This window comes from Enterococcus sp. E5-162 (assembly GCF_035725965.1).
Lineage (GTDB): Bacteria > Bacillota > Bacilli > Lactobacillales > Enterococcaceae > Enterococcus_B > Enterococcus_B lactis.
The window spans coordinates 246,588-263,858 of record NZ_JAPRFV010000004.1; the positions used below are offsets into that span (position 1 = coordinate 246,588).

The 17,271-nt window shown below is 38.8% G+C and carries 20 protein-coding genes and 1 other RNA gene; 5 read left to right on the forward strand and 16 right to left on the reverse strand.

Annotation, left to right across the window (positions count from 1 at the left end; translation table 11 throughout):
* Positions 1-105: 105 nt before the first annotated feature.
* A complete protein-coding gene (locus tag OZZ83_RS06155; RefSeq protein WP_278023448.1) occupies positions 106-1,053 on the forward strand; it encodes an aldo/keto reductase in 948 nt (315 codons plus the stop codon).
* Between the two features lie 87 nt (positions 1,054-1,140).
* Here OZZ83_RS06155 and OZZ83_RS06160 read toward each other — a convergent pair whose 3' ends face one another.
* From OZZ83_RS06160 to OZZ83_RS06190, 7 genes are all read right to left on the reverse strand, one after another.
* Positions 1,141-2,400 carry a cytochrome P450 gene (locus OZZ83_RS06160; RefSeq protein ID WP_104835866.1) on the reverse strand — a complete coding sequence of 420 codons (1,260 nt, stop codon included), beginning with the start codon at positions 2,398-2,400 and terminating at the stop codon, positions 1,141-1,143.
* A gap of 170 nt (positions 2,401-2,570) precedes the next feature.
* Positions 2,571-3,017, reverse strand: coding sequence for a D-aminoacyl-tRNA deacylase (gene dtd, locus OZZ83_RS06165; protein WP_002291377.1), 447 nt, complete (start codon positions 3,015-3,017; stop codon positions 2,571-2,573).
* An 11-nt stretch (positions 3,018-3,028) separates the two neighbouring features.
* Positions 3,029-5,242, reverse strand: a complete 2,214-nt coding sequence (locus OZZ83_RS06170) for a RelA/SpoT family protein (RefSeq protein WP_002314153.1) — start codon at positions 5,240-5,242, stop codon at positions 3,029-3,031.
* Between the two features lie 231 nt (positions 5,243-5,473).
* Positions 5,474-6,238, reverse strand: coding sequence for a 16S rRNA (uracil(1498)-N(3))-methyltransferase (locus tag OZZ83_RS06175; protein WP_002309953.1), 765 nt, complete (start codon positions 6,236-6,238; stop codon positions 5,474-5,476).
* Positions 6,239-7,186 (reverse strand): 50S ribosomal protein L11 methyltransferase, encoded by a 948-nt coding sequence (gene prmA, locus OZZ83_RS06180; protein WP_002309952.1) that lies wholly within the window; start codon positions 7,184-7,186, stop codon positions 6,239-6,241.
* A gap of 12 nt (positions 7,187-7,198) precedes the next feature.
* Entirely contained in the window at positions 7,199-7,687 is a 489-nt protein-coding gene (locus OZZ83_RS06185; RefSeq protein ID WP_002309951.1) for a DUF3013 family protein, read from the reverse strand.
* On the reverse strand, positions 7,653-8,324 hold the full coding sequence (locus OZZ83_RS06190) for a DNA-3-methyladenine glycosylase (protein WP_002316842.1): 672 nt from the start codon (positions 8,322-8,324) through the stop codon (positions 7,653-7,655). The genes OZZ83_RS06185 and OZZ83_RS06190 overlap by 35 nt, the downstream gene beginning before the upstream one ends.
* A gap of 137 nt (positions 8,325-8,461) precedes the next feature.
* On the opposite strand from OZZ83_RS06190, the gene OZZ83_RS06195 reads away from it, so the two are divergent.
* From OZZ83_RS06195 to OZZ83_RS06210, 4 genes are all read left to right on the forward strand, one after another.
* On the forward strand, positions 8,462-9,748 hold the full coding sequence (locus tag OZZ83_RS06195; protein WP_002314154.1) for a replication-associated recombination protein A: 1,287 nt from the start codon (positions 8,462-8,464) through the stop codon (positions 9,746-9,748).
* A gap of 71 nt (positions 9,749-9,819) precedes the next feature.
* Positions 9,820-10,014, forward strand: a non-coding RNA gene (ssrS, locus tag OZZ83_RS06200) — 6S RNA.
* A gap of 77 nt (positions 10,015-10,091) precedes the next feature.
* Complete coding sequence (locus tag OZZ83_RS06205; RefSeq protein ID WP_278023449.1) at positions 10,092-10,376, forward strand: hypothetical protein; 285 nt, start codon at positions 10,092-10,094, stop codon at positions 10,374-10,376.
* A 72-nt stretch (positions 10,377-10,448) separates the two neighbouring features.
* A complete protein-coding gene (locus tag OZZ83_RS06210; protein WP_002335230.1) occupies positions 10,449-10,919 on the forward strand; it encodes a universal stress protein in 471 nt (156 codons plus the stop codon).
* Between the two features lie 253 nt (positions 10,920-11,172).
* On the opposite strand, the gene OZZ83_RS06215 is transcribed toward OZZ83_RS06210, so the two are convergent.
* From OZZ83_RS06215 to comGA, 9 genes are all read right to left on the reverse strand, one after another.
* Positions 11,173-12,357: an acetate/propionate family kinase gene (locus tag OZZ83_RS06215; protein ID WP_002309945.1), complete on the reverse strand. Its 1,185-nt coding sequence runs from the start codon at positions 12,355-12,357 to the stop codon at positions 11,173-11,175.
* 24 nt (positions 12,358-12,381) lie between these two features.
* A complete protein-coding gene (locus OZZ83_RS06220; protein ID WP_278023450.1) occupies positions 12,382-13,389 on the reverse strand; it encodes a class I SAM-dependent methyltransferase in 1,008 nt (335 codons plus the stop codon).
* 171 nt (positions 13,390-13,560) lie between these two features.
* The gene (comGG, locus tag OZZ83_RS06225; protein WP_061086289.1) at positions 13,561-13,920 is read right to left on the reverse strand and encodes a competence type IV pilus minor pilin ComGG; all 360 of its coding nucleotides are present in this window, start codon (positions 13,918-13,920) and stop codon (positions 13,561-13,563) included.
* Positions 13,892-14,317, reverse strand: coding sequence for a competence type IV pilus minor pilin ComGF (gene comGF, locus OZZ83_RS06230; protein ID WP_002335232.1), 426 nt, complete (start codon positions 14,315-14,317; stop codon positions 13,892-13,894). The genes comGG and comGF overlap by 29 nt, the downstream gene beginning before the upstream one ends.
* The gene (locus tag OZZ83_RS06235; RefSeq protein ID WP_002345560.1) at positions 14,280-14,627 is read right to left on the reverse strand and encodes a hypothetical protein; all 348 of its coding nucleotides are present in this window, start codon (positions 14,625-14,627) and stop codon (positions 14,280-14,282) included. The genes comGF and OZZ83_RS06235 overlap by 38 nt, the downstream gene beginning before the upstream one ends.
* On the reverse strand, positions 14,599-15,069 hold the full coding sequence (gene comGD / locus OZZ83_RS06240; protein ID WP_002316846.1) for a competence type IV pilus minor pilin ComGD: 471 nt from the start codon (positions 15,067-15,069) through the stop codon (positions 14,599-14,601). The genes OZZ83_RS06235 and comGD overlap by 29 nt, the downstream gene beginning before the upstream one ends.
* Positions 15,044-15,322, reverse strand: coding sequence for a competence type IV pilus major pilin ComGC (gene comGC, locus OZZ83_RS06245; protein WP_002309938.1), 279 nt, complete (start codon positions 15,320-15,322; stop codon positions 15,044-15,046). The genes comGD and comGC overlap by 26 nt, the downstream gene beginning before the upstream one ends.
* Positions 15,319-16,368, reverse strand: a complete 1,050-nt coding sequence (comGB, locus tag OZZ83_RS06250) for a competence type IV pilus assembly protein ComGB (RefSeq protein ID WP_002314159.1) — start codon at positions 16,366-16,368, stop codon at positions 15,319-15,321. Before comGB ends, comGC begins: the two co-directional genes overlap by 4 nt.
* Positions 16,325-17,254, reverse strand: coding sequence for a competence type IV pilus ATPase ComGA (gene comGA / locus OZZ83_RS06255; protein WP_002320414.1), 930 nt, complete (start codon positions 17,252-17,254; stop codon positions 16,325-16,327). Before comGA ends, comGB begins: the two co-directional genes overlap by 44 nt.
* Positions 17,255-17,271: the final 17 nt, after the last annotated feature.

Sequence of the window (17,271 nt, forward strand, 5' to 3'; positions counted from 1 at the left end):
CCAATCTCAAAGTCAAGAGTTATCTGACTATTTTCCCTCACAAAAACGTTTTAGTTCAGCTTTTTGTTCTTTTGTTTTAGACTAGAAAAAAAGGAGGAATCAGCTATGGCAGAAATAAGAATCGGACATTCACAAGTCTACGCAGAACAGCTTGGACTAGGAGCAAATGCCGTTGGGGGACACAATCTTTTTGACGGTTTGGAAGACGAGACAGGAAAACAAGTGGTTCGTACAGCTTTGAATAGCGGAATCAATTTGATCGATACCGCCTATGCTTATGGAAACGGCCGTTCTGAAGAACTGATCGGTGAGGTATTGAAGGAAAAAGAATATGATCGTTCACGTATCGTCATTGCTACAAAAGCTGCTCATGTGCCAAATAAAGGACGAACATTTGACAATTCACCCGAATTTCTCAAACAATCGGTGGAAGACGCACTGAAACGTCTGCAAACTGATTACATCGACATTTTTTATATCCACTTTCCGGATAAAAGCACACTAAAAAATGAAGCAGTTGCTGCATTGCATGAATTGAAAGAAGCAGGAAAAATCCGAGCAGTTGGTGTATCGAACTTCACGTTAGAACAATTGAAAGAAGCGAATGCAGATGGATATGTCGATGTAGTAGAAGATAAATACAGTTTGATCCATCGGGAGGCTGAAAAAGAATTATTTCCTTATCTTGAAAAAAACAAAATCAGCTTTGTCCCCTATTTTCCTCTTGCTTCCGGTTTACTGACAGGAAAATATGAACGTGGTCAGGAAAAACAATTCGGCGAAGGAGATCCTCGAAAAAGCAATCCGGATTTTCAAGGAGAACGTTTCAAAGAAATTTTAGCCGCTGTCGACATACTTCGCCCCATTGCTAAAAGATACCAAGCCACCCCTGCGCAACTTGTTCTAGCCTGGTATATGAAGAATCCAAGAGTGTCTGTAGTCATACCCGGAGCTAAACGTCCAGAGCAAGTCTCTGATAATGTCCAAGCTTTAGATTTGCATTTATCCAGTGAGGATTATCAAACCATTGATGAAGCATTTCACGGATTTTGAGCAATTGACCTTATCCACTTATAGTAGTATGAAAAAAGGAAGATCAAACAGTGCTGATCTTCCTTTTTTCGATAAGTTTATACTAATCTAATTCTTATAAAGTAGCGCTCGGCTATTTGGATAAGTCGGAAACTGATTGAATGGGATCGTCCAATCTTGTTCAGGTACAGAGAATTCAAACTTGTTTACTAGCTGATCAGAAAACACACGTAGGCTGTGGAGAGTGATCCATTCTCCTGCGCAGCGATGCATTTGTCGAAAGTTTCCTCCACCTTGGGCAATCATCTCATATTCTTCTTTATATGAAATATCTTTTGCTTTTCCTAAATATCGTTTGATCATAAAGGAGTCTGGTGCTTCAACCGTTCGTTCATCATGATCTGTTCCATATAAATCTAGAATGACCCAGCTATCTTCTGGTATACGATAACCATCGACTTCTACTTCTTTCAGAGAAATCGTAGGTAACATCGGAAAGAACGGATAATAGCGTCTCATTTCTTGAATGAACGGATCTTGCAACGTAGAAAAGTCGTTTTTCAATTGTTGGTACAAATCAGGTCTGCTGAAAAGCGCATGTCCCATCAACGCCGCCCACACAGTTAGAGCAACCGTTGGACGGATGATGTTCAATAATTCAACAGCTGCTACTTCCAGAGGCAAAAGCTGTCCGTCTAGATCTGTGGCATTGGCAAAAGCATATAATGCCACATTTTCTTTTCCAGCCACAGGATTTTGCCGAGCTTCTTCAATCAAGCCTTGCGCCCATTTTTCTGATTTTTTGCGATTTTCGACACCTTTTATGTGATCAATCGGAGAAGTAAACGTTCCGCTGATCATAGAGATTTGATATTCTGCTAATTTTTTGACTTCATCCTTAGAAAGCAAAGATAAATTGATACCTGCCCACTCACAAATCGATGTAAAGAAAACCATCTTGCTTAAATCAAATAATTCAAATTGACCATGCTGTGTTTCAAGTGCTTGCGTCAGGTTCTTATCTAAGATACGATGATAATCTTCCATTCTTTCGGGGGTCATCAGATCCATAAAAATATTTTTCCGATGATGATGGGCAGCTCCATCCAAAGTCTGTACTCCACCTTGACCAAAAAGTGTCTTCAACACTAATTTTGGCATAGCACCTTTTCGTTTGAAATTTCTTGGGTCATAAAATATTTTTGCCGCTGACGATCCGTAGATCACAATAGCTTCTTTATTGAAAATCTTTGCTTTGACAACGGGAGCGTCTGCTTCATGACGTAACTCCTCCAACATATTGTATCCCTTTTGATACAATCTTTTTAGATCCGTGATTTTGACATCTATTACTGGTACTTCTTTCATCTTCAGCAACCTCCCAAAAATAACTTGTATAATTTAAGCTTAACTTTTTTTCTGACTGCTGACAAAAGAAGCGCTTTTTATAGACGAGAAAAAAGTCGCTTAAGTTAGAGTTTTTCAGTCTAACTTAAACGACTTGATTTATATTTCTTATTGATGAAAACCAACTGACTTTATTTGTTTTTAGAATCAATAATAATCGTTACAGGTCCATCATTGACGAGAGAAATCGACATATCTGCTCCGAATTGTCCGGTAGCGACTGTGATGCCGCGACTTCTGATTCCTTCATTGAACGATTCGTATAAAGGAATAGCTATTTCTGGTCGTGCGGCTTCCACAAAACTTGGTCGATTTCCTTTTTTCGTATCCGCAAATAGTGTGAATTGAGAGACACTTAAAATTTGACCTCCTACGTCTTCTACACTAATATTCATTTTTCCTTGATCATCTTCAAAAATACGCATTTGTGCGATTTTTTTTACTAGATATTCCACATCTTTTGGCGTATCTGTTTCATGGATACCTAATAAAACGAGTAGGCCACAGCCAATTTTTCCAATCTCTTGCTGATCAACTGACACTGCCGCTTGACTCACCCGTTGAATGACTGCTCTCATATCTGGCCCTCCTATCCATTCATCCGGCGTACACTGTAGACATCAGGTACTGCTTTGATTTTATCCACGATACTTTTTAGGTGGGACAAATTCTGGATACCAACCGTCAAATGGATTGTCGCCATTTTATCTTTATTCGTCCGAGCTTCGACGCTGTTGAGATTTTTCGTCAGCGCATTGACTGTTTGAAGTACATCATTCAATAAGCCTGAACGGTTATAGCCGTAGATTTCCAAGTCTGCATCGTACTCTTTTCGTGTATTCGATGTATCTTCCCATTCGACTTCAATCAAACGTTCTGCTACATTTGGTTTATCAGGCTGAACATTCGGACAATCTCGACGATGGATGGATATCCCTCTGCCTTTAGTGATGTAGCCAACGATATCATCACCAGGAATCGGATTACAGCATCGGCTGATACGAATCAGTAAGTTTTCTACCCCTTGAATGACAACGCCACCTTCATGACGTACTTTCATTTTCTCAGGTTCTTTTTTCGGCTGATTCATGATTTCTTCTGCTTCTTGCTTTTGCTGCTCGATTTTTTGTTCTTTCCGTTCTTTTTCTGTCAGACGATTGGCCATTGTCAAAGGACTGACTTCCCCATATCCTACAGCTGCATATAGATCATCTTCTGATTGATAGTTAAAACGATCAAGTGCTTCTTGAAGTTTGTTTTTTGTCAAAATATCTTTAGGTGTAAACCCTAAATCTGTAATACACTTGACCACAGACTCGTGACCTTTGATCACATTTTCTTCCCGATCTTGTGCTTTGAAGAAACGCTTGATCTTATTTCTTGCTTTGCTAGTTGCCACCAATTTCAACCAGTCACGACTTGGACCAAATGAATTTGGAGAAGTCATGATTTCTATGATATCCCCGTTTTTTAATTTGTAATCAAGTTGCACCATTTTGCCATTTACTTTTGCACCAGTGGTTTTATTACCGATATCTGTATGGATACTGTATGCAAAGTCCAGTGGTCCAGATCCTTTTGGCAGCTCAGTAACGTCTCCTTTTGGCGTGAAGACATAGACTTTATCACTAAAGATATCTCCTTTTACACCTTCCATAAATTCAGAGGCATCATAGCTTTCATCTTGGAGTTCAAGTATCTCATGGAACCAACTTAATTGTTTCGTCATACCATCTGGTTCTACTTTTTCATTTTTTCCTTCTTTATACGCCCAGTGCGCAGCCACCCCAAATTCAGCGATTTCATGCATTTCCTGTGTACGGATTTGGATTTCTACTGGATTTCCTGCCGGACCAATCACTGTAGTATGCAAAGATTGGTACATATTAGCTTTCGGCATGGCAATATAGTCCTTGAATCTACCAGGCATTGGTTTCCATTTTGTGTGGATCGCACCTAATACAGCATAACAATCCTTGATTGAATCTACGATTACTCGAATGGCTAGCAAGTCATAGATTTCGTTGAATTGCTTTTTCTGGTCTTTCATTTTACGATAGATCGAATAAATATGTTTTGGCCGTCCATAGATCTCTGCAAAAATCCCTAGCTCTTCTGTTGCTACTCGAATATCCTCAACAGTACCATTCACGTATTTTTCACGTTCTTCTCGCTTCGTCTGCATCAAATGAACGATACGGTAATACTGTTTTGGATTAAGATAACGAAGTGCTGTATCTTCTAATTCCCATTTGATTCGGCTGATACCTAAACGATGTGCAAGAGGTGCATAGATTTCTAAAGTTTCTTGGGCAATCCTTCTTTGCTTATCTTCTCGCAGATGTTTCAACGTACGCATGTTATGTAGTCTATCAGCTAATTTGACCATGATAACGCGTAAATCTTGAGCCATTGCCAGCAGCATCTTTCGATGGTTTTCTGCTAGCTGCTCTTCGTGGGATTTGTATTTTATTTTCCCTAATTTGGTTACTCCGTCTACTAACATAGCGACATCATCGCCAAATTCTTCTCTCAGATCTTCTAAGGTGACTTCTGTATCTTCAACAACATCATGCAAGAAGCCAGTAGCCACTGTGTGGGGGTCCATTTTTAAATCTGCTAATATACCTGCGACTTGGATAGGATGGATAATGTAGGGTTCTCCTGATTTTCTAAACTGTCCGTCATGTGCAGCAGTCGCATATTCGCATGCTTTCTCAACAAATGCTACATGTTCGGGCCCCATATATTGACTAACGAGCTTTATGACACCGGGACCCGTTAAAATTTCTTCTTTTGGCACAGGAATCGATCCCCCTTTCTTTTTCGGTAAAACAGGAATCGGGACAAATATCTGTTTGATAATTGCCCCAAAATCCGTGAAGTTATACATTTTTTTACGGAAATGTTCGCTTTTAAAAAGCTTTTTCAAACAATTTTTCGTATTCATTGTACAAATAATTGTTTCTATTATACAAATTGTTCCCTATTTTTTCAATTCTTTCCGTCGATACTCTTTTATTGATGAAAAATGTTAGCTATGAGAGGGATCCATTAACTCCCATTGATAGCTAGCAGCACTTAATAAATAAAGAGGCGCTGTTTCTGTACGAAGGATTCTTGGTCCTAATCCACATAGTATCCCTTTGTGTTCTACGAAATAATCGATTTCCTCGTGGGACAAGCCGCCTTCTGGTCCAAAGACAGCTAAGATTCGACTGCCCGGTTTTGTTTCACTAAGAATTTTGGCTACATTTGATTTTTCGCCTTGTTTTGCTGATTCCTCATAAGCAACCAAGACTACATCATAATCATCTAACCGTTCAAATAAGTCACGTTTCGTTTCCAGTAACTCTACTGAGGGCACGATTTGCCGATGGGATTGTTCCGCTGCTTCTTGAGCAATCTTTTCAAGCCGTTGTTGTCGCTTCATACGTTTCTTTGCATCCCATTTAACCACAGAGGCTGATGCCGGAAACCCAATAAAAGCTTGTGCGCCTAATTCAGTGGACTTCTGAATAACCCAATCCAATTTTTCTCCTTTAGGATAGCCGCTAGCTATGGTTATCGAACTTGGCAGTTCCTTTTGGTTTTCTTCTTTTTTAATTTCTTTCAGATAAACAGCATCTTCGGTGATTTTTGTGATTTCTGCAACAACGGCTATCTGATCATTGAATGCCAAAAAAACTTCATCTTTCGGTTCCATTCTCATAACCCGTACAATGTGATGATAGGTTTCCCCTTTTAAAATAAAATGGTCTTTTGGTTCATACGATTCTTTCAAAAAATATCGCTGCATCTATTCCACCTCTGGTTTTTTCAAAATAATTGCATACCAGTCTTTTTGTTGGAAAATTTGATCCACGATGAATCCTTGTTCTATCATAGCATCTAGAACCATTTGCTTCTTCTCTTCAATGATTCCTGAAACGATCAATGTCCCTGTTTGTTTTAGTAAACGCCATGCATCCGGGATCATCAATAAGATGATATCTGCTAAAATGTTCGCAACGATTACATCACTTTCAATCTCGATTCCTTTCAAAAGATCATTAGCTGATACGTGAACATCTTTAGCTACTTCATTCATATCCATATTTTCTTTCGCTGAACGAACAGCTACTTCGTCTAAATCAAAGGCATAGACATCTTTCGCACCAAGATATTTTGCTGCAATACTTAGTACACCCGAACCAGTTCCAACATCTAGCAATGTTTCGCCACCACGCAATACTGTTTCTAGTGCTGTCAATGACAAAGAAGTCGTCGGATGGGTGCCTGTTCCAAACGCCATGCCTGGATCTAATGTGATGATTTTTTCTAGAGGATCTTCTGTCTGATAGTTTTCCCAGCTTGGCGCAACCGTCAGCATTCGTGTAATACGCACCGGATGATAATATTTCTTCCATGCTGTTGCCCAATTGCTTTCCTCTACTTCGCTAACAGTTACTTTGTTTTTTCCAATCGCTAGACCAAACTCAGGCAATTGCGTGATACGATCTTTGATAAAAGGCAAGATTTCCGGTAAAAAAGTCGTTTCTGGAAAATAAGCCATGACTAGCGCGCCTTCTTTCAACGATGTAAAATCATTTTTATCTAAAATTTCACCATATTGATCCGATTGAAAATGTTCAACATCTAAAGAGTCTTCAATCGCAACACCACTCGCTCCTGCCTCCATCAAAATATTAGCGACCGCTTCGACTGCTTCACTTTCGGTTTCTACTTTTACTTCATTCCATTTCATGTCTGTCACTCCTTAATAACTTGGGTACGGTAAATAAGTCTCTATTTCATTTTGCTGTTTTGCTTCTACTAACTCTGCTAGTTTCTGATTATCCCAATGGAGTTCGAATACAGCTTCGTCATCATCTTCATCTAAAAAATCAAGCAAATCACTTTGCCCTTGTGCTAATACTTCATTCAAATATTCCACTAAAGAATCAGCTACTGATTTTGCCAATCCTTTTTTTCCTTCATAGGGGATTACCGCTAGATAATTTTGTTCATCAAAAACAGATTTCTGAGGATTAAAAAGGAGTACGCCATCTTCAAATTCGATAATTGGTTCTTGCGAAACGATCCCTTCTGCATCATCAATCTCAAATTGTGCTTTATTTTCCGCAAACAAACGAACAACGATTTCGATCGTATGATTTTTTGTATCCCAATCTAAAGCCACATCATAGTCCGTCACTTGTTTTTCGATTATTTCATCTAAGTATGTTAATAGATCCTTCTTTTTCATTTTCTTTCCTCCAACCCCAATCTTCCTCGATTTGGTTTTTTCTTTGTAAAGAGATATATGGATTGCCAGACACAACAAAACGCAACGGCTTTTCTGTCCATTCTCCTTTGTTCGGGATACCGATCCTAGGCAAAGCATCGATTTTTTTTGGTATCTTCTTTTTCTCAAAAACTAAACGTAATGAACTATCTGCTATAGATTGTCCGTAGAGTTCTTGAGGAATTGCTAATGCTTCCACTAATTTTCCAGGACCGTTGCTGATATCTGGACCAGTTTTTCCACCACGATTTTTACTCATTTGTTCAATCATTGTAGCTGGTTCAATTGCACGTATCATTACTCCTTGAGGAATCCCTTCTGGCTGAGTGATGATGTTCAAAATCCGATGAGTATGCATCGTGTAAAGGTAGATTGTACCTGGTTTTTCATACATTGCCCGCACACGTGGTGTTCTTCTTAAACCATAGCTATGGGCGGCCTCGTCTTCTGGACCTAAGTATGCTTCCGCGTCTACAATATATCCAGCTAATCTTCCTTCAGGTGTGTCATGCTCCAAATACATCCCCAATAAATCCCGCGCTACTTCCGGCGTCGTTTTATTCCAAAAAAATTCATCTATCTTTTGTTTATCCGTCATTTTTCTCACCTACTTTATCATACACAATATTAGTTGGATAAGCTATGAAAACAAAACAACAGAAGGCTGTTCTTTCTAGCTATATTACTAAATATGTTATAATTAAGGAATGTAAAAACAAGAAGGAGGAAAATCCTATGCAACAGCCATTGGCTTATCGCATGCGACCTCGAACGATCGATGAAGTCGTTGGTCAGCAACATCTAGTCGGTGAAGGAAAAATCATACGCCGCATGGTCGATGCTCGTATGCTTTCTTCCATGATTTTATATGGGCCTCCTGGTACTGGAAAAACGAGTATCGCAAGTGCGATTGCCGGTTCTACTAATTATGCATTTCGCATGCTGAACGCGGCTACAGATTCAAAAAAAGAGCTGCAGGTTGTAGCGGAAGAAGCTAAAATGAGTGGTACTGTGATCCTCTTATTGGATGAAGTACACCGATTAGATAAAACAAAACAGGATTTTCTGCTTCCTCATTTAGAAAGTGGCAGAATCATCTTGATCGGAGCGACTACTGAAAATCCTTATATTACTATCAATCCAGCGATCCGCAGCCGCACACAGATTTTTGAAGTCAAGCCATTAACAGAGCAAGACATCCAGTTGGCAGTGAAACACGCCTTAAAGGATAAGGAACGCGGTCTTGGTCAACAAGCAATCCAGTTAGATGAAGAGGCTCTTCTTCACCTTTCTCGTGCAACGAATGGCGATTTGCGGAGTGCTTTGAATGGGTTGGAACTGGCTGCACGATCGACTCCTCCAGATAAAGAAGGAAAGATTCATCTTACTCTGTCGATTATCGAAGAATGTGTCCAAAGAAAAGCTCTTACCCATGACAAAAATGGAGATGCTCATTATGACGTTATTTCAGCGTTTCAAAAATCGATTCGCGGAAGTGATGTGGATGCTGCCCTTCATTATCTCGCCCGTCTAGTTGAAGCAGGTGATCTGGCAAGTATTTGTCGTCGCCTGATGGTTATCGGTTATGAAGATATAGGTTTAGGCAATCCTGCTGCTGCTGCGCGTACAGTAAACGCTGTATTAGCTGCTGAACGACTAGGGTTACCTGAGGCACGTATCCCGCTAGCAGATGTCGTCGTTGATCTTTGCTTGTCGCCAAAATCCAATTCTGCCTATATGGCATTAGATGCAGCACTTGCTGATATTCGAGAGGGCAAAGCTGGTGATGTTCCCGACCATTTGAGAGATAGCCATTATAAAGGTGCGAAATCCCTCAACCGCGGTGTGGGTTATCAGTATCCTCATCATTTCGATCATGCTTGGGTCAATCAGCAATATTTACCAGATAGGTTAAAAAATGCTCAATATTATCAGCCAAAGGATACAGGAAAATATGAACAGGCGCTAGGTCAACAGTATTACCGCATAAAAGAGTGGAAAAAACATCCCCTAAAAAATTAAACAAGAAAACGGTTCTATTTCTGCGAGCTCTCTCATTGCTCTTTTTAAATTCATATGCTACTATAGAGATGGGAAATCTGTGATGTTCGAATTGTCCTCTTTGTGTGTTGACCGAACATTTTTATTGATATCTTGGGACCCGTCTTGTGTCACTGCTGGTAACATGCCTTATCATTTGGTAGTTCGAAGCTACGACCATGGGACCCACCTGCTTGAATTCGCGGGATCAATACTACAGGACAAATAACGGCATTAACGGAGATTACCATCTTTTAAAGAATAAAGCAATTTGCTCTTGGCAAATTGCTTTTTCTATTTGTTGCTTATTTTGGAGGATTTGTTCATGATTAGGATTTTGATGATTATCGCCACTTTACTATTATTATTCGTTAGCTATTATTTATTTAATAAACAGGATATCTTTTTTGTATTGATCAAGAAAAATGACAAAAATCAAGGATTCCTACAATTTTATGGAGCTGCGTATGCTGTTTTAGGCGTTATGGGTGTTTTAGCCGCTTTTTTCAATCAACGCTTCATCGCTTTGTTCTTTTTATTGATTGTGATTCTCGTTTCTGCCACCTTCAGTATCCGCTTTGCAAAAAAAATTGCTGAACCAAAGCAGTAAATAATTCTCTTTTTCCACAAATTGTTCTACAATAAAAGAGTACAACACGATTGACTTGAGGAGTGAATGCTTATGTTACAACAATACAAAAAAATCATGGTTGCCGTGGATGGTTCTGATGAAGCTGAATTAGCTTTTAAAAAGGCGGTCAATGTAGCTATCCGAAATAATGGAGAACTTCTATTAGCACATGTCATTGACACACGTTCTTTCCAAACCGTTTCATCTTTTGATGGAATGTTGGCAGAACAAGCTACTGAAATGGCAAAGCAAACATTGGCAGATTATGAAAGCAACGCGAAGAAAGCTGGCTTGAATAATGTAACCTCTGTTGTAGAATATGGCTCACCAAAACAAATTATTGCGAAAGAAATCCCAGAAGATAATCAAGTAGACTTGATTATGTTAGGAGCTACAGGATTGAATGCTGTAGAACGTTTATTTATTGGTTCTGTTTCTGAATATGTTATTAGAAACGCGGCTTGCGATGTGCTTGTTGTTCGAACTGATTTAGAAAACCAATTGCCTCCTAAAAAAGACTAATTGATAAAAAGCTGTGTTTCAGAGGGGATCTCAAAAGTAAAACTTTTGAAGATCACTTGTCTGGACACAGCTTTTTTTGCTCTTCAAAAAATAAAGTCGCTTATTGAGCGTCTTTCCTCTCACGATTCATAGAATACTTGGATTCACTCACTTCTTTATATTCAGCTCCTTCTGTGTAAAAAATAAAAAAGCATGTCCTCTTAGAAAACGGATATAAAATTATCCATTTTCTAAAGAGAACACGCGTGTATTTTTAGCCGCGCAAACGCTCCACGTCACGGGCAATCATTAGTTCTTCATCTGTTGGAATCACTAATACTCTTACTTTTGATTCTTTTGTAGAGATATCTACTTCTTCACCATGCAATTCATTCAACGCTGGATCGATTTCACAGCCAAACCAAGACATACCTTTAATGATTTCGTTGCGTACATGTCCGTCATTTTCGCCGATACCAGCAGTAAAGACGATTGCATCGACACCATTCATCGTTGTCACGTATCCGCCGATATATTTTCGGATGCGATCCACGAAGATATCATAAGCTAAACGAATGTGTTCTTTTTCATAGTTTTTTTCAAGATCACGCATATCGCTAGACAATCCTGTTAGGCCTAGCAAACCAGATTTCTTATTCAAAACATTGATCATTTCATCAATATCAATCTCTAATTTTTCCATTAAGTATGGAAGAACAGCCGGATCGATATCGCCTGAACGCGTACCCATTGTTACACCAGCTAATGGCGTGAATCCCATAGAAGTATCCATGGATTTACCACCATTTACAGCTGTGATTGATACTCCGTTTCCTAAGTGGCAAGTAATGATTTTTAAATCTTCAATCGGTTTATTCAATAATTTTGCTGCACGTTCCGATACATAACGATGGCTTGTGCCGTGGAAGCCATATTTTCTTACTTTGAAATCTTCGTAATAAGACACTGGCAAGCTGTATAAATAATTTTGCTTTGGCATTGTTGAGTGAAAAGATGTATCAAATACAGCTACGCTCAAAATGTCAGGTAAAATCTTTTTAAAGGCTTTGATTCCCATCAGGTTAGCAGGGTTATGCAAAGGAGCAAATTCTGCTAATTCAGCAATGCGGTCCATTACTCCCTCATCGATCACTACTGAATCCCCATAAGTTTCTCCTCCGTGAACAACACGGTGCCCTACACCGGTGATTTCATCATAAGAACTTAAAATTTGCAGTTCAATCAACTGATCTAACAGCATTTTTACTGCTACTTCGTGGTTTTCGATATCCATGATTTGTTCGAATTTTTGACTATCGCCGTACTTGATTGTAAAAATAGAATCTTGTAAACCGATACGTTCGACGATTCCTTTCGCAACTACGGTCTCTTCTGGCATTTGATATAATTGCCACTTCAAACTTGAACTTCCAGCATTGATTGCAATTGTTTTAGACATATGACTCTCCTTCTCGTTGAATGATTACAGAGCAGATGATTTCCAGTTTTTAAACTCGTTGAAAAATTCCGTCACCTTCTCTGGTTCTTTTAGTGAAGCAAGTTTCACAAGCAACACTTCTTTTACTTGTTTTGCTTGTGGTCCTTTTTTCTGTAAGATCAAAATACTTTTTTGTGATTGTTTGTTGCGGAACAACTCATCTGGCAATTGAATCATTCCTTGAAGATAGCCTTCTTCTTTAAACCATTTTTTGATTTCTTCGCTTTGATCCGTTTCTAAAAAACCGCTTGGCATCAAAAACAAACCAAAACCATCCGGCTTCACGTATTTCATTGATTGCTCCAGCAATAAATGATGTGCATAACTGTGGCCTTCTTCAGTACTTGTTAAAAATTCTTTTGCTTTTTCGTCATTCGGATAATAACCGATCGGCAAATCGCTGATTGCAAAATCGACAGGATCGATTAATAAATCCTGCAACCCGTCTTGATGGAAGTATTGAACATTTGCTTGTGTCAAATCACTTGTAGAAGCTGCCACAGCCAACAATGTATCATCAATATCCACACCAAATCCTTCTGTTTGATACCCCGCATTCGATAGGTTTAAAAGAACTGTTAATAACAAGTTGCCCATTCCTGCCGCAATATCCAGAATCTTAACTGGTTCCTTTTTATTTGTGTATAGTTGTTCAATAAGAAAAACAAATAAAAAACCGATACTATCAGGAGTGAGTTGATGGTTCGCCTGCAGATGTTCTGTCTGGTTGCCCTTCAATAAAAGCAATTGAGACAATCTGCGCCATTCTTCTGGCTCGAAAGAAAGTTTTTTCAACTCTTCATAAAGAGGTGTGATCCGTTGTGTTGTCTCTTTTGTCGGCACTCCATCCACCACACGTACTTGATAATCATCTATTAGATTTTCTGCATTTTCGACATAGGCTTCTAAAAAGGAAGTTCCCAATGCATTCTGTAAAAGCTGAATAGCTTCCAGGTTCTGATTGAACCCTTGTTCCATTTTTTCTGGTAACATGGTGCACCTCATTTCTAGATATATTATAACAATTTTTTCACCTGTTTAATTCTATCGAACAATTGACAAAATTTCAATCGTTTTCACTGTTTTTTATTTGTGAAACGGCAAACATTTTTTTATTAAAAACAGTGTTATAACAGAAAAGAGGGCGTTTTCACGAACAACCCCTCATTCTGTACCAGTATCTGTATCATTTTTTACTTCTTCTATGAATCGAAAGATAAACGGCGAGACTTCTACCTCCAAGAATAGAGACTGTTGTACCCATTGATATGTTACAGATCCAGTTGTGTAGTAAAAAATCCCTTCCGACTTCTCAGCAAGTATAGACTGTTCCGATAGAGCCATCTGTTTCATTATTTTTGCTATATAATAATTTTTTATTCGTATATTCAGATCTATTGACAAGCGATAGCTTTCTAATGCTGCCGTCAATAAAAACGTACATAAAAGAAATAAAAGCAACACAGAAAATAAAATAGATCCCTTACAACATTTTCTATTGATCGTTTTTTGTCCATATGGCATATCCATCTTCTCCATTTTCAAAGTGTACATAAAAAGAAATTGTGTGTTCTTTTTCCAATAATTGAAACTCAGTGATACTTGTTAACATAGGTTGATGTCCGCCGGAAGTTCTTCTTTTACGTATCATCGTCTGATATCTTTCGATGATGTACTGTTTATCCTCTACAGTGTAATACAATTGCTGATTTTTCACGGAAACATTGTGACTGCTGTTAAGTTCCTCTTCTAATTGTGCTAAAAATATCAGCCACTCTTTTTGATCTTTACGCTGCAGAAAGTCACTTACTTGGATAGTTTGCTGGATCAAAAGATTGAATGACAGCAATATACTGCTTACTATCATTAGTCCGATTAGACATTCAATCAGCGTAAATGCCGGGATTTCTTGTTTTTTCAATATTGATCGCTTCTTTCTCCATATTGACAAGCACTTTTTCGATTACTCCATTATTTTCGACAATTTGGATATCGTACATAGTCATTTCTTCGCTTCGCTCTGGTCTTTTGTGATATATCCGTTGTGTCTTGGTATCTTCGTAAACCATTCGAATAAGTAGCATTTCCTCCCCGCTGTTGTTTTCTGCCTGAAGTAAAAAAAGCTGACCAAAACTCACTAAGTACACACAGACGGAAGCAATCATCAGCGCTGTAAGGGATTCTAATAAAATAAACCCTTTTCTATTCAATTCTTTTTGTATAACGTCCACTCCCCATCTGGAATTGATACGTAATCGTTTGCCCTTTTTCTTCCCAATAAAATTGATATGCTTTTAGTGAACTTTCATTTCCAGTTCCAGCAGCAAAAGTGATGGAAGCATGGCGTTTCAAGGTAATCTCATCAGGAATATCTAATACTTTCCAGCTCGCTTCATCGGGTTGCGACATACGAAAAATGATCTGATTTTCGTCAATGTTCCAATAAAAGCCTGTTTGGATTTGGTTCACAATAGCGATTTTTTGAGTGGTATAGATTCGTTTTTCAAACTGGCTGAAAAATTGATAGACTGCCAATTCATTCTTCCATGCAGAAAATGCGAGAACTGGAAAAGAAAGGATTGTTGTAAGCAATAAAATCAGTAAGAGTGACTCAACCAACGTATATCCTGATGCTAATGTTTTTCCTTCAAGGCCGCTGGTAGATGTCTGCATGTTCTCGTTTGATATAGCCTTCATTCAATAATTCCTCCACGGTAGGGATTCTTCCATTGTTTTGAAGCGCGTAGAGCTCTTTTTGTGTGTCTACCAACTGAATGATTGCTTCACGACTTTCTTGGTCTACATGATTCCTATAACGTGACAAATTTGGGACAAACAACAATACTAGTACACTGATGATCAGTAAAACGATCAGCATTTCGATTAATGTAAAACCGCTATAATAAGGTGTTCTTTTCTTTTTCATGGCAAGACCTCCTCGATACTTCCATAAACAGGTAATAAAACAGCAGCATAAACCAGTAAAATCAAAACCGCTACGCCCAAAAAAATAATTGGCTGAATAAAATGCAGCCAGTGCTGAAGTCGTTTGAAAAGCTGTTTTCTTGTCCATTCGCTGTAAAATATCAGCTCTTTCCCTAAATTTCCTTTTGCCTCTCCCTGCAAAATAATCTTGCTGAATTCTTCAGATAGAAAATGGTAATTCTGGAACTGATCAGCTAATGGTATACCTGCCTCTAATCCTTGTATCATCTTGGAAGCAAGGTGTTGAATCAGACTTTCTTGTTTCGTCTCCTTCAAGCAAACGATGATTTGCCTTAATTCGAAACCTTCATGAAAAAGTTTGCCAATCTCTAGCGACAAATAAGCAGATTGATATAAGGAATATATTGGTCCAATCACTAATTGTCTGCTTATCCATTCACTCCGATCAATAGGAGACAATTTCATCAGCCGATACCTTACTAGCAAAGTCAATAAAGTAACCACTAGGATAAATAGTAGAACGTACCAGTGAAAGACTTGTATCAGCTGAATCCCCCAATGCTCTTCTATAACCATCCCTGAACCAATAAGCTGAGGCAAAACGATCAAACGCATACTAAATAAGATACCTAGCAAAAAGGTGAGCAATAGCATCGGATAGGCGAGCAGCTTTTTCAAATCGTTGCGAAATCCTTCGACCAGACGTAACTGTTTGGCAATTTCCAACAAAGTTGCCGGCAGATTCCCGTGAAGTTCAGCTAATTCGATCTGTACCAGTTGTTCTGCTCCATACCCTGTTTGCGAAAGTACTTCACTAAACGGTTGTCCTTCCTTTAGCTGATGTTGGATGTTTGCCAAAATAGCAGGCTGGAACGAACGGATCGTGAGTAATAAATAAAGGGATTCTTGCAAACTAAAACCAGTTAAAAGCAGCTCTCCCATAGTTTGTGCAAACTGATTTTGCTGGCTTCTTGTCAATCCTTTAAAATAGTTCTGACTGCCAAGTTTTTTTCTGAGCTTCTTCATAGCTTTCCTCCCATGATTTTTTTACTGGTTCTTCCTCCATAAATTGATAACTCCACAAGACAGAAGGATGGTGATCGGCATCTTCCAAAAGTTCTTGATAAATGACTCCAGCTAAACATTCAGATAGCTCTTCTTTTTTCTTTGTTAGTTCATGGATTCTGATCAATGTACCTTCAAGATTGCGTGCATGTACGGTTGCGAATACCCGATGTCCCGTTAGTGCAGCTCTTACCGCAGCATGTGCAGTTGATTCATCTCTTATCTCACCAATAATCAACAAATCAGGGCGATGCCGTAATGCGAGCTTCAAAAGTGTGTCATAAGTCTGTGCTATTTTGGGATTGATCTGCAATTGCAGAAAGAATGGTTCTTCGATCTCTACAGGATCTTCGATCGTGATTACTTGCCGTTTTTCTTTCAAAGCCAACCGATACATTAATGACGTCTTGCCTGATCCGACTGGTCCACTGAATAGATATAATCCACGTCTAACGGTTTTCTGCAAAATAGTTGCAAAATCTCGAGAATTAAAGCAACGATGAGGTGTTTCAGAAATACCGTATAATAGCCGAATCACTAAGCTTTCTCGTTGAAGGTAATCTCCTACAGAAGACAGTCGTAACCGAACCTTCTGTTTTTCTAAAGAATAGGTCAATGCACCTAATTGAGCTTTTCTTTTTTCTCCGATATCCATTTGTCCCAAATACTTAAATCTTGAAATCAATTGCTGGCCATCTGCCGAAGATACTTCCTTCCAGAACGTTCGTTTTTTGCCATAGCGAAAATAGATGTAAAATACTTCTGAAGCTGGCAAGACATATACGTCTTGGGCATGTTTGGCGAAACTTTCACTTATCATTTGATCTGATAATCGTTTTATTTCCATTATTCTCCCCTCCACAA

Coding starts and splice junctions, on each gene's coding strand:
- OZZ83_RS06155 (WP_278023448.1), top strand. CDS start 106: ATGGCAGAAATAAGAATCGGACATTCACAAGTCTACGCAGAACAGCTT.
- OZZ83_RS06160 (WP_104835866.1), bottom strand. CDS start 2,400: ATGAAAGAAGTACCAGTAATAGATGTCAAAATCACGGATCTAAAAAGA.
- dtd (WP_002291377.1), bottom strand. CDS start 3,017: ATGAGAGCAGTCATTCAACGGGTGAGTCAAGCGGCAGTGTCAGTTGAT.
- OZZ83_RS06175 (WP_002309953.1), bottom strand. CDS start 6,238: ATGCAGCGATATTTTTTGAAAGAATCGTATGAACCAAAAGACCATTTT.
- prmA (WP_002309952.1), bottom strand. CDS start 7,186: ATGAAATGGAATGAAGTAAAAGTAGAAACCGAAAGTGAAGCAGTCGAA.
- OZZ83_RS06185 (WP_002309951.1), bottom strand. CDS start 7,687: ATGAAAAAGAAGGATCTATTAACATACTTAGATGAAATAATCGAAAAA.
- OZZ83_RS06190 (WP_002316842.1), bottom strand. CDS start 8,324: ATGACGGATAAACAAAAGATAGATGAATTTTTTTGGAATAAAACGACG.
- OZZ83_RS06195 (WP_002314154.1), top strand. CDS start 8,462: ATGCAACAGCCATTGGCTTATCGCATGCGACCTCGAACGATCGATGAA.
- OZZ83_RS06205 (WP_278023449.1), top strand. CDS start 10,092: ATGATTAGGATTTTGATGATTATCGCCACTTTACTATTATTATTCGTT.
- OZZ83_RS06210 (WP_002335230.1), top strand. CDS start 10,449: ATGTTACAACAATACAAAAAAATCATGGTTGCCGTGGATGGTTCTGAT.
- OZZ83_RS06215 (WP_002309945.1), bottom strand. CDS start 12,357: ATGTCTAAAACAATTGCAATCAATGCTGGAAGTTCAAGTTTGAAGTGG.
- OZZ83_RS06220 (WP_278023450.1), bottom strand. CDS start 13,389: ATGTTACCAGAAAAAATGGAACAAGGGTTCAATCAGAACCTGGAAGCT.
- comGG (WP_061086289.1), bottom strand. CDS start 13,920: ATGCCATATGGACAAAAAACGATCAATAGAAAATGTTGTAAGGGATCT.
- comGD (WP_002316846.1), bottom strand. CDS start 15,069: ATGCAGACATCTACCAGCGGCCTTGAAGGAAAAACATTAGCATCAGGA.
- comGC (WP_002309938.1), bottom strand. CDS start 15,322: ATGAAAAAGAAAAGAACACCTTATTATAGCGGTTTTACATTAATCGAA.
- comGB (WP_002314159.1), bottom strand. CDS start 16,368: ATGAAGAAGCTCAGAAAAAAACTTGGCAGTCAGAACTATTTTAAAGGA.
- comGA (WP_002320414.1), bottom strand. CDS start 17,254: ATGGAAATAAAACGATTATCAGATCAAATGATAAGTGAAAGTTTCGCC.